General features: G+C 44.6%; 11 protein-coding genes. 7 read left to right on the forward strand and 4 right to left on the reverse strand.

Going from position 1 to position 12,437, the window contains the following annotated elements:
* Positions 1 to 23: 23 nt before the first annotated feature.
* The 3 genes from AC3CH3_RS23715 to bla form a co-directional block, all read right to left on the reverse strand.
* A complete protein-coding gene (locus AC3CH3_RS23715) occupies positions 24 to 1,112 on the reverse strand; it encodes a microcin C ABC transporter permease YejB (RefSeq protein WP_488538602.1) in 1,089 nt (362 codons plus the stop codon).
* 12 nt (positions 1,113 to 1,124) lie between these two features.
* Positions 1,125 to 3,020 (reverse strand): extracellular solute-binding protein, encoded by a 1,896-nt coding sequence (locus AC3CH3_RS23720; RefSeq protein WP_488538603.1) that lies wholly within the window; start codon positions 3,018 to 3,020, stop codon positions 1,125 to 1,127.
* Positions 3,021 to 3,272: 252 nt separating this feature from the next.
* Positions 3,273 to 4,136, reverse strand: a complete 864-nt coding sequence (bla, locus tag AC3CH3_RS23725) for a class A beta-lactamase (protein WP_488538604.1) — start codon at positions 4,134 to 4,136, stop codon at positions 3,273 to 3,275.
* Positions 4,137 to 4,328: 192 nt separating this feature from the next.
* On the opposite strand from bla, the gene AC3CH3_RS23730 reads away from it, so the two are divergent.
* Positions 4,329 to 5,372 (forward strand): endonuclease/exonuclease/phosphatase family protein, encoded by a 1,044-nt coding sequence (locus tag AC3CH3_RS23730; RefSeq protein ID WP_488538605.1) that lies wholly within the window; start codon positions 4,329 to 4,331, stop codon positions 5,370 to 5,372.
* A gap of 150 nt (positions 5,373 to 5,522) precedes the next feature.
* Here AC3CH3_RS23730 and AC3CH3_RS23735 read toward each other — a convergent pair whose 3' ends face one another.
* Positions 5,523 to 6,143 (reverse strand): porin family protein, encoded by a 621-nt coding sequence (locus AC3CH3_RS23735; RefSeq protein ID WP_488538606.1) that lies wholly within the window; start codon positions 6,141 to 6,143, stop codon positions 5,523 to 5,525.
* A gap of 440 nt (positions 6,144 to 6,583) precedes the next feature.
* On the opposite strand from AC3CH3_RS23735, the gene AC3CH3_RS23740 reads away from it, so the two are divergent.
* The 6 genes from AC3CH3_RS23740 (at position 6,584) to rbsK (ending at position 12,285) form a co-directional block, all read left to right on the forward strand.
* Positions 6,584 to 6,898, forward strand: a complete 315-nt coding sequence (locus AC3CH3_RS23740; protein ID WP_019823680.1) for a winged helix-turn-helix domain-containing protein — start codon at positions 6,584 to 6,586, stop codon at positions 6,896 to 6,898.
* Positions 6,899 to 7,097: 199 nt separating this feature from the next.
* Entirely contained in the window at positions 7,098 to 7,517 is a 420-nt protein-coding gene (gene rbsD / locus AC3CH3_RS23745) for a D-ribose pyranase (RefSeq protein WP_017060853.1), read from the forward strand.
* Between the two features lie 99 nt (positions 7,518 to 7,616).
* Complete coding sequence (rbsA, locus tag AC3CH3_RS23750) at positions 7,617 to 9,122, forward strand: ribose ABC transporter ATP-binding protein RbsA (protein ID WP_019823678.1); 1,506 nt, start codon at positions 7,617 to 7,619, stop codon at positions 9,120 to 9,122.
* Positions 9,119 to 10,105 carry a ribose ABC transporter permease gene (gene rbsC, locus AC3CH3_RS23755; RefSeq protein WP_017082395.1) on the forward strand — a complete coding sequence of 329 codons (987 nt, stop codon included), beginning with the start codon at positions 9,119 to 9,121 and terminating at the stop codon, positions 10,103 to 10,105. The genes rbsA and rbsC overlap by 4 nt, the downstream gene beginning before the upstream one ends.
* A gap of 149 nt (positions 10,106 to 10,254) precedes the next feature.
* Entirely contained in the window at positions 10,255 to 11,133 is an 879-nt protein-coding gene (rbsB, locus tag AC3CH3_RS23760; protein WP_017058470.1) for a ribose ABC transporter substrate-binding protein RbsB, read from the forward strand.
* Between the two features lie 207 nt (positions 11,134 to 11,340).
* Positions 11,341 to 12,285 (forward strand): ribokinase, encoded by a 945-nt coding sequence (gene rbsK, locus AC3CH3_RS23765; protein WP_488538607.1) that lies wholly within the window; start codon positions 11,341 to 11,343, stop codon positions 12,283 to 12,285.
* Positions 12,286 to 12,437: the final 152 nt, after the last annotated feature.

Genomic DNA, 12,437 nt, shown 5'->3' on the forward strand with positions numbered 1-12,437 from the left:
AATACCTTTTTATTCATTCGCCATTAACGCGCTTCAAAATCAATTCGAGGATCAACCCAGGTATACGTCAGGTCGGAGATAATGCTCAGCACCAAGCCAAGCAAGGTCATGATATAGAGAGAACTGAACACCACGGGATAGTCACGTTGAATGGTCGACTCAAAGCCAAGTAAGCCAATGCCTTCGAGTGAAAACATCACTTCAATCAACATAGAACCCGTGAAGAAAATACTAATAAATGCGCTCGGGAAACCGGCAATAATGATCAACATCGCGTTACGGAAAACATGCTTGTAAAGAATGCTGCTCTCGTCCAAACCTTTCGCTCGAGCCGTGACCACATATTGCTTATTGATTTCATCAAGGAAGGAGTTTTTAGTCAGCATGCTGAGTGTTGCAAAGCCACCGATGACCATGGCAAAAATAGGCAAAGCCAAATGCCAGAAGTAATCACCGATTTGCTGATACCAATTGAGCTGGTCGAAGTTACTCGACACGAGCCCACGCAATGGGAACCAACTGAAGTAGTTACCACTCGCGAACAAAATAATCAGGATAATCGCAAACAAGAAGCCAGGGACCGCATAACCGACAATCACCACCGCGCTCGACCAAATATCAAAACGAGAGCCGTGATGAATCGCCTTCATGATGCCTAGAGGTATCGAAATCACGTAGATGATTAACGTACTCCACAGCCCCAAAGAAATGGAGACAGGTAAACGCTCAATGATCAAATCAATCACGTTACCGCCCTTAAACAGGCTTTCACCAAAGTTAAAGGTTGCGTAGTTTTTCAACATATCGAAGTAGCGAACGTGAATCGGCTTATCAAAACCGAACTGCTTTTTGATCTCTTCAACCACTTCAGGATCAAGTCCGCGAGAGCCTTTATAGCCACTGGCCGACGCTTGGTCACTTTCGCTTAAATCAACTTCTTGTCCACCACCAGAAAAGCGCTCCATGATGCCAGAGTCATGCCCTTCTAATTGAGCAACGGCTTGTTCTACCGGACCTCCAGGGGCAATCTGGATGATGAAGAAGTTGATGGTGATGATCGCCCACAATGTGGGGATCACCAACAATAAACGTCGAAATATATACGCGGCCATGCTAACTAACTCCTAGCGACGTTTTTCAGGAAGCAATGCCGCCTTCTCTTCTGAAATCCACCATGTATCGATACCTAAATCGTATTTAGGCAATACATCTGGACGCTCAAACTTGTCCCACATTGCAACGCGATATTCACCAACGTGCCATTGAGGGATGTTGTAGAAATTCCACTGCAATACACGGTCTAGCGAACGACCTAGTGTAAGAAGCTTTTCAGGATGCTGTTGGTTACGCGCAATTTCTTCTGTTAACGCGTCAACCACTGGATCCGTCACACCGGCAGTATTGTAAGTAGAATCAATGTAGTTAGAGTTCCAAACAATCATTAAGTTCGGGCTAGGATAAGGGTTTGCAGAAAACGACGAAGACACCATATCGAAATCGCGGTCACGTAAGCGCTTGATGTACTGGGTGGTATCGATGGTACGGATCTTCATCTCGATCCCCATACGCTTGAGGTTCTTCTGAACAGGCGTTGCAATTCGTTCCGTGGTTGGGCTGTAAATCAACAACTCAAATGACATCGGCTTGCCGGTCTTTTCATTGGTCATCACTTTGTCTTTCAATACCCAACCCGCTTCTTTCAGCAGTTTGAAAGCGGTACGCATTTGGTTACGAATACGGCCACTGCCATCGGTTACTGATGGCTGGAATTCTTCGGTGAAAACTCTTGGTGGAATTTGATCTTTGTACTGAGACAGCAACTCGACTTCAGCTTCGCTTGGTAAGCCCTTCGCTTCATAGTCAGTGTTTTGGAAGTAACTACGAGTGCGTTTGTATTGACCGTAGAACATGTTCTTGTTCATCCACTCAAAATCCATCGCATAAGTTAGCGCTTCACGCACTTTAGGATCAGAGAACACAGGAGATTGAATGTTGAACACGAAACCTTGAGTCGTTTCAGGCTTCTCGTGGTTGATCTCTTCTTTAATGATGTAGCCTTTATCGAAGTTTGCACCCGTGTAAGAGTTTGCCCAAAACTTAGCCGAGTTTTCGGTTCGTAAATCGAACTCCCCTGCTTTAAAGGCTTCCAGCATTACGGTGTCATCGCGATAGTAATCGTACTGCACTTGCTTGAAGTTATTGCGACCAACGTTAACGGGTAGATCCGCAGCCCAGTAATTTTCATCTAAACCGTAGGTAACGCTTTGACCAGATTTGTAGCTAATGATCTTATAAGGACCACTGCCTACTGGTGGCTCACTTAGAGGTTCAGACAGCTTTCTGTCTTTCCAGAAATGTTTCGGCAATACACGAGTGCTTTGCGCAAAGCTAAACAGCTTCTCGCGATTTGGCTTATTCATCTCAATACGAACAACCGAATCAGAGATAGCCGTTACAGACTCGATTTCTTTGTAATACACGCGATATTGAGGCACACCTTCTTTCGAAAACTTATCAAAGGTGAAGGCAACATCGTGCGCGGTGATTGGTTTGCCGTCTTGAAATTTAGCATCTGGATTGATGTCAATTTCCATCCAAGTGAAATCACTGGCGTAGCGAACCTTTGAGGCGATCAATGGATAATACGCATCAATCTCGTCGCTCGGAGAAAACATCAAGGTATCGTAAATCTCACCCGTATAGCTGGCAGCAACGCCGCGAGAACCGAATCGATTAAAGCTATCGTAGGTACCAATGCTGCCATAGGTCACTTTGCCTTGCTTTGGCGCATCAGGATTAACGTAATCGAAGTGAGTGAAGTCGACAGGATATTTCGCTTCACCAAAACCGACCAGTTGCGTGGTTTCAATAACGGTGACAGCGGGAGTTGATTCGGTATCAAAGGCGTAAGTAACGGAGGGATATAGAGCAATAAGCGGCAGCATAACTGCACATGACTTCAAATTAGACCTGAAAAACTGAGTGCGCTGCGAGGCTTTGCTTCGGAAATCTGTTCCCATTTGACTCTCCCTTCAAATGTTATGAATTCGATATTCAACTTGATTAACCGGCTTTGAATGCACACCGTTAAAACAAGTATAGGTTCAAATCTAACATCATGTAATAACTAATAAAACCATCAGCACTCCATCTCTGACGGTTTATTTACAAATTACTCGGTTCAGTCTAAAGAATAAAACGCGCTAGAACAAAAGCCGAACAAGTAGCTAGCGCGTGATTGTGTAAGATTAACGATTAGATGTGGGTATTAACTACTGCACGAGATACGCGTCAAAGATAAGTTGACCAATTTCGTTAATCACCTTGTCACGTTCTTGGATAGTGAATTCAGTTTCTGTAAGAGAGATGCTGATGATCAACGGAGCTCGATTTTCACTCCAAACCATAGCTGTAATAGCGCGAGAACCATAGGCTCCAGCTCCCGACCTGTCCGCAATACTCCAATCATTGGGTAAGATAGAACGCAGCATTCCGTCAGAAACTTTGTTGCCCATCATCCAGTTCTTTAACTTCAACTTAGACTCTTGTGACAGCGTATTTCCGTATACCAACTCATTTAACGTAACTACCATACTATTCGGTGTCGTAGTATCACGAACGTCGCCTGGTCGAGCATGGTTCAACTCTGGTTCCATATGATCAAGACGAGTATTACTGTCACCAGCTAAACGCAGGAACTCTGTTAAGCCATTAGGACCACCCACACCAGTTAAAACGACATTTGCTGCCGTGTTGTCGCTCATCGTCATGGTTGCCGTACATGCATTTTCAAGTGAAAGATCTTTGCCTACTAAGTGTTTAGTCACTGGAGACCAAACAATCAAATCGTCTGACTCGATATCCACCTTTAAGCCTAAATCTAACCCTTCATTTTCAAAGTCATAGAGAAGATTCGCACAAGCCAGGGTTTTAAAGGTACTCATCATCGGAAAGCGTTCGTCGCCCTTATAACTCCATGTTTGCTTAGTTGCAGAATCATAAACAGCAATACCAATGCGTGCCGATACACGAGATTCAATTTGCTCAATAGATTGAGGTTCTAAGGAATGACTCAACGATGACGTAGAAAAGAAAACGCTCAACAGCACAAGAACGACAGAAGTATATTTTTTCATTGTGAAACCATAAAAAAACGATCGATTGATCGTATATAAAATTAAACTCGACACCTAAAGAGCATCGAATTGAGAGAATCTAAGCAGAAAGCGGCCACCTTCGCTAGATCAAATGAAAATAACTAACTAAATCCGAACAATATCTCAGTATTTTAGATATCCTTAAAAGAATGATTTCAATAGGATTCAACCTTGAACAAACCAAACCAAATAACATTCTCAACGTTCAACCTTTTGAACTACCTCGAACCACCGAATGCTTATTATGATTTTGAGAACATCTACAGCTTCGAGGAATGGCAGAAGAAGCAACATTGGATGGCTGAAGCGATTAAATCATTAGATTGCGATGTGATTGGCTTCCAAGAGATATTTAGCCCGCAGTCTTTAGAGCAGTTAATGAATGATCTAGGTTATCCGTACTTTGCGGTTGTCGATTACCCGCATGTTGAAGATGATTACCTGTATACCTCGCCTGTCGTCGGTATCGCCTCTCGCTACCCGATTGAAAAAGTACAGCCGGTTAAACCAGATTCAGAGTTGCTGTCAGCCTTCAATCTTAGTGACAATTTTTCATTCAACCGAACGCCTGTTCACGCGACCATTACGCTTCCTCACTTGGGCTCTACTGATTGTTACGTTGTGCACTTTAAATCGCAACGTCCAACCGAACCCAAAACTGAACAACTAAAATCCTGTAGCCGCTCAGCAGATAAAAAGCCGCAAAGTGACACGCTGGTTAAGCTTCATCAAGAACAACTTGGCTCTTGGCTATCGAGTGTGCAGCGCGGTCTAGAAGCTCAGATTCTGCATCAATACATCACCAATCAGCGCTATCAAACCGATCAGCCAGTTGTGCTAATGGGTGACTTTAACAAACCACTGTTTTACGATGAGTTCAAAGGACTGTTGAGCTATTCGTTGAACCGAGATGAAGCGAGTAGACATTGGTTATCGCACTTCCGCTTAAAAGACAGCTGGGATCTCTATCATCAATTGCATGAAGAAGATTTGCTCGAACAACGCAAACCAACGCACTACTACGGTGCTTCTGGATCTGTACTGGACTACATTTTGACGTCCAATGAGTTCGATTGTCAGAACTCATCAAGCTTGATGGAGATCTCTCGCTACACAGTGCTCGACCATCACCTCATCAATCCCAGCTTTGAACACGACCAATTCAGTACTGACCATGCCATCGTTGCTGTCACCGCTCATATCCGTGAAGCCTAGCTATTCGATTACATCTTCAATCGAGAGTTACCTGAGTTGAACATGAAAAAAGCCGCAATCAAAAACTGCGGCTTTCCACTTTAGCTAAACGGGTTGAGCCAACCGACGCCCCATTTAGAAACCGATTTACCGTTTAGCAAAGTGTGAAACTTAGAATGTGTACATTGCGCCTAAGTAGAAAGAGTCCAGAACAACAGTATCTTCTGTCTTGTGTCCGTTTTCGTAATCTTCGATATCAAAAGCATCGGCTTCGTATGCTAGGCGAAAGCTCAACGAAGACATTGTAGGTGGCGTATATTCAACACCAACACCCATACGGATGCCATCTCCTGAATCATCAAAACCATCTCCTGAAGGGCGAGATCCATCAGCAAGCTTCATGTCTAGATCAATAGTCGACAGACCGATAGTGCCAAATGGACGAATGCCATTATCAAACGTGTAACCGAGGTTCGCCGTTACCGCAAAGATTTGAGGTGTCCAAGTGAAAACCTTATTACCAGATTTCGTTTTCAGGGCTATATCACCAAAATCTGTGTATTGAGCTTCAACCGAAACAATGCGGTTAAATTTGTAACCAGCAATTAATCGGTAAGTATTGTCTTCGGCTTTAAAAGTAATAGGTTCTTTGATCGTGTCAGTTAACCCGCCATCATCAATACCAGATGTACCGATTGCGCCGCCTAGGTAGAATCCACTGTCTGCTGCCATTACATGGTTTGCTGCAAATGCTGACATCATCGCGATGCTTAGAATAAATTTGTTGTTCATTACTGCTTGACCTTACTTAGTGCAAATCAAGATTGTTACGCCTTCCTGTGCTGCACAATCTTGCTAGAGTTATCCGACAACCCGTCGAATTGGCAAGCAGGTTAATCTCACAGAAAACAAAAAAATAAATAAAAATATAATCACTTTGTAACTTCAGCCAACATAATCAGTAATTACCAAATAAACACATGAATAATAAAGAAATAAAAACACGCCTTTTCTAGATAAAACCTTCCACTCAATTTTCAAACCATCCCATTTTTAGATTTTATTCGCGCAGACTTACGAACGCTTACTTTCAAGCGTGGTGCGATTCTGCATAATTCGCGCGCTTTGACCATTCGTACACTTAAATAAGCACACTTAAATAGTTATCCGATCCAAAAGCAGCCAATTTCGCTCAATCTCCACAATTCAGAATAAGACGATCAAAAAACACGATGAACCACACTATAGACTTCAACGGCTTAATCATTGATATCGACGCTCGAACGATTACCAATCAGCAAGGAAACAAAATCACTTTGCGCCCTCACCTATTAGCAGTGCTCTGCTTATTATTGGAAAATGTGGGAAGACCGATTTCAAGAGAGCATATTGTTGATGTGTGTTGGGACGGGCAACTCTCGTCACCGCATGTTCTTGCTAACGTCGTCTATAACCTACGCAATGTGTTCGCGCGATTAAGAGCACAAAACGTCCATATCATTACCATCAGTAAGTTTGGATATGCGCTATCGATTGAACCCACATAAAGGATTTATGCAATCAATAGCGGTGACTAAGATCACCAAAAAACGCCCCATCGAAACGTTTCGATGATCGTTATCACACTCTAAAACAATCAAACGTGCAAATGATAAATCAGACACTATTATCACTATCGAAACGTTTCGATGGCATTTCTTGAGTTGTTCTCAACCCATCAAGCGTTATTTTTCGATAGGTCGTGATATGAAAAAAAGTACTCTAATAAACTCTGAACTCTCTTACCTAGTGGCGACTCTTGGCCACACAGATGAAATCACGATTTGTGACGCGGGTCTGCCGATTCCAGACCACGTAACTCGTATTGATCTTGCTTTGACTCACGGTGTCCCAAGCTTTCAGCAAACGGTAAAAACCATGCTGGATGAATCTCAAATCGAAGGCGTTGTGATTGCAGAAGAGTTTGCGAAAGTAAGCCCAGAACACCACGCTGCGCTGATTGATTTAATCAAGACAGAAGAAGCACGTTGTGGCAAATCGCTTTCTATTACTTACATCACTCATGAAGAATTCAAACAGCGAACGCATGAAAGCCGTGCAGTGATTCGCACTGGTGAATGCACACCATACGCAAATGTTATTTTCCAAGCTGGCGTAACCTTTTAGCTCAAGCAAAACGCAACGACAGCTCAGTGTTATCACTGAACCAAAGCAATACATAGACAGAACAATCAAATGCAACTGGCCCCGAGTAAAGGAACCGACATGACTCAAGCCATTTTAGAACTTAGCTCAATTGAGAAAGCCTTCCCTGGTGTTAAAGCACTGGATAAGGCAAGCCTCAACGTTTATCCAGGACGCGTAATGGCGTTAATGGGTGAAAACGGTGCGGGTAAATCAACGCTTATGAAAGTGCTTACGGGTATTTACCACTTGGACGGCGGCACTATCGCCTACCAAGGAAAACCTGCTGCATTTAAAGGGCCACGTGATTCTCAACAAGCAGGCATTAGCATCATTCACCAAGAACTGAATCTAATCCCTGAATTGACCATCGCCGAGAACATCTTCTTAGGTCGTGAAATCACGGGCACCATGGGTCGCATCTTGTGGAACGAGATGTACCGAGAAGCCGACAAGCTACTTAAACGCCTTAACGTGAAACACAGCTCGAAAACACCTTTAGGCCAGTTGAGCCTTGGTGAGCAGCAAATGGTAGAGATTGCGAAAGCCCTATCGTTTGAATCTAAGGTCATCATCATGGATGAACCAACCGATGCGCTAACCGACACTGAAACTGAATCTCTGTTTAAGGTGATTAATGAATTGCGCGATGAAGGCTGCGGCATTGTTTACATCTCTCACCGCTTGAAAGAGATCTTTGAGATTTGTGATGACATCACGGTACTGCGTGACGGTAAATTCATTGGTCAATGTGAAGTAAAAGACACCGACGAAGATGGCCTAATCGAAATGATGGTTGGTCGTAAGCTAGACGAGCAATATCCACGTATCGGCCAGAGCCACGGTGAAACTTGTCTTGAAGTGATTGGCCTGACGGGTTCTGGTGTTCACGACGTGAGCTTTACGCTAAAACGCGGTGAAATCCTGGGTGTATCTGGCCTAATGGGCGCGGGTCGTACCGAACTGATGAAAGTGATTTACGGTGCCCTTCCAAGTGAACGCGGCGTCATCAACCTAGAAAACAAAACCATCAACCCTGTAAGCCCGAAAGACGGCTTGGCCAATGGCATTGCTTACATCTCTGAAGACCGCAAAGGCGATGGCTTAGTGCTTGGGCTTTCTGTTAAAGAAAACATGTCGTTATGTTCGCTTGACCTACTGACAAAGAGCGGTCAAATCCAACATAAAGACGAAGTGATTGCAGTTGATGACTTCATCAAGCTATTCAACATCAAAACCCCGACTCGCGAACAGATTATTGGCAACCTTTCTGGTGGTAACCAACAGAAAGTGGCTATCGCTAAGGGCTTGATGACCAAACCAAAAGTACTGATTCTCGACGAGCCAACACGTGGTGTCGATGTCGGTGCTAAGAAAGAGATTTACCAACTCATTAATAAGTTTAAAGCCGACGGCATGAGCATCATTTTGGTGTCCTCTGAAATGCCAGAAGTATTAGGAATGAGTGACCGCATCATGGTGATGCATGAAGGCCGTGTAAGCGGTGAATTTAATGCTAAAGAAGCAAACCAAGAATTATTACTGGCGTGTGCGGTCGGTAAAAAGATCAACGAGGACGCAGCATGAGTACTAAAACCATGAGCAAAACAACTGAAGCTCCAAAGAAAAAACCGTTAATCAGCAAAGAGTGGCTGATTGATCAAAAGTCATTGATTGCTTTGATCTTCCTGATTGTTGTCGTTTCTTTCTTAAACCCGAACTTCTTTACTGTCGACAATATCCTGAACATTCTGCGCCAAACCTCGGTTAACGCAATCATCGCTGTGGGTATGACGCTGGTTATCTTAACCGCGGGTATCGACTTGAGTGTTGGTTCAGTACTGGCACTTTGTGGTGCATTCGCAGCCAGCATGATTGGCATGGAAATCCCAGTGATGATCGCAGTGCCAACCGCTCTTGTAGCCGGTGCAGCATTAGGTGCTATCAGTGGTGTGATTATCGCCAAGGGTAAGGTTCAAGCCTTCATCGCAACGCTTGTAACTATGACTCTATTGCGCGGCGTAACCATGGTTTACACCGACGGTCGTCCTATTTCGACTGGTTTTACTGACACAGCAGACGCATTCGCTTGGTTCGGTACAGGCTACGCAATGGGCATCCCAGTTCCAGTATGGATCATGGTCGTGGTATTCGCAGCGGTATGGTACCTACTGAACCACACACGCTTTGGTCGCTACGTTTACGCTCTTGGTGGCAACGAATCAGCAACTCGCCTATCAGGCATCGACGTAGACAAAGTAAAAATCGGCGTTTACGCAATCTGTGGTTTGTTAGCCGCGGTTGCAGGCATCATCGTGGCATCTCGACTGTCATCAGCTCAACCTACCGCAGGTATGGGTTATGAACTAGACGCCATTGCAGCCGTAGTTCTTGGCGGAACAAGCTTAGCCGGCGGTCGTGGTCGCATCATGGGCACATTGATTGGTGCTCTGATTATCGGCTTCCTAAACAACGCCTTAAACCTATTAGACGTATCTTCTTACTACCAGATGATTGCAAAAGCAGTGGTTATTCTTCTGGCGGTATTAGTCGACAACAAAAACAAATAAAACCTATTCACATCTTAGGTTAATACAAGTAACACTCTAGTTTAATAAAAGTAACAGTTTGTTTTACCTTAAAATATTAGAATCTATAAATAATGTAACTACGAGCTAGGACTCACCTCCTAGCTCACCCTACACAAAGGACTTACACCATGAAAAAATTAGCGACTCTTATTTCTGCTGCTCTTCTTTCTACAACGGTATCTGTGTCTGCACAGGCGCAAGATACAATGGCAATCGTTCTGTCTACATTGAACAACCCATTCTTCGTAACCATGAAAGATGGCGCAGAAGCGAAAGCGGAAGAGCTAGGCTACAAGCTTATCGTTCTTGATTCTCAAAACGACCCAAGCAAAGAGCTTTCGAACATTGAAGATCTAACCATTCGTGGTGTTAAAGCAATCCTGATCAACCCAACGGATTCAGACGCTGTGTCTAACGCGATTCGTATTGCTAACCGCTCAGACATCCCTGTACTAACGCTAGACCGTGGCGCAAGCCGTGGTGACGTAGTGAGCCACATCGCTTCTGATAACGTAATCGGCGGTGAAATGGCAGGTCACTTCATCATGGAAAAAGTGGGCGAAAAAGCGAAAGTAATCCAACTTGAAGGTATCGCTGGTACTTCTGCTGCTCGTGAACGTGGTGAAGGCTTCATGAACGCAGTAAACGGCAGCGACCTTGAGCTTCTTGCAAGCCAACCTGCTGATTTCGACCGTACTAAAGGTCTGAACGTAATGGAAAACTTGCTTGCTGCTAACCCAGACGTACAAGCGGTATTCGCTCAGAACGATGAAATGGCGCTAGGTGCACTTCGCGCAGTTCAAGCTTCAGGTAAAGAAGTGATGATCGTTGGCTTTGACGGCACTGAAGACGGCATCGCTGCTGTTAACCGTGGCCTACTTGGCGCAACGGTTGCACAACAGCCTGACCTAATCGGTTCTCTAGGTATCGAAATGGCAGACAAAGTACTGAAAGGCGAAACAGTAGACGAGTACGTACCAGTACCTCTAAAAATCATCGCTAAGTAATCGTTACTAAGTAACGCGATATAAAGCAGGGGTCCCCTATCCCCTGCTTTGCTTAGCTCATTAGCTCATTAGCTCACTGACTCAAAACAAAAAGCAAAAAACCGACAGTGCATCGCTGTTTCTCATAAGCCGCTGACAAGGCTAGCAATCAACGTAATGAGAAAGACCCATGCATTTTCAAATACGATATATCATAAGGCTCGTATCATGACTCAACTGATTGTTTTAGGTAGCGTTAACGCTGACCACGTACTGCAAGTTCCTTCGTTCCCTCGTCCGGGTGAAACCTTGATTGGCGGTAACTATCAGGTCATTCCTGGCGGCAAAGGCGCAAACCAAGCCGTAGCGGCAGCAAGATTAAACGCAGATATTGGCTTCATCGCCTGTGTTGGTGACGACCCATTTGGTATCAATATTCGTCAAGATTTTGCTAGAGATGGTATCAACATCGACGGTGTGATCGTTGCAGACAACACGCCTACTGGTATCGCGATGATCCAAGTATCAGCAACAGGCGAAAACAGTATTTGTCTTTCTGCGGAAGCCAACGACAAGCTGACTTGCGATCAAATCGAACCGCACCTAGAAAAGATTCGCGGCGCTAAATACTTACTGACTCAGCTTGAAACACCAATTGAAGGCATTGAATACGCTGCGAAAGTAGCAAAAGAGAGTGGCACGCAAGTCATTCTAAACCCGGCTCCTGCTCGTCCATTGTCGGATTCACTGCTTGCTTGTGTTGACGTGATTACACCCAACGAAACCGAAGCTGAAGTACTGACAGGTATTACCGTGACAGACAACGCATCTGCTCATCAGGCTGCGTTGGCTCTGCATGCTAAAGGCATCGAAACGGTAATGATCACGCTAGGCGCGAAAGGCGTGTGGGTGAGTCATCGCGGTCAAGGCAATGAAGCCAGCGAAGGTGAATTAATCGCAGGTTTCCGTGTTGAAGCGACAGATACAACTGCCGCAGGTGACACCTTTAACGGCGCGTTGGTGACAGGCTTGCTTGAAGATATGCCGCTAGAACGTGCAATTAAATTTGCCCACGCTGCAGCTGCTATTTCAGTGACACGCTTTGGTGCTCAAACATCGATTCCAAGCCGTGCTGAAACCGATGCGTTTTTGGCAGAGCAACTGTCTGCTTAGCTTGATAGCTATTTGAAGGCTTAACTCCTGAGCTAAACCGTGGTTAACGGATGTTAGCCTTCAAATTCGGTAACAACAAATAACAAGCATAAGCCCCTATTTTCAGGCAGAATATCGCGCAACGTGGAAGGTTATTCCCACAAGGATTTTTT

Source organism: Vibrio sp. QJM3NY_35 (assembly GCF_057785915.1).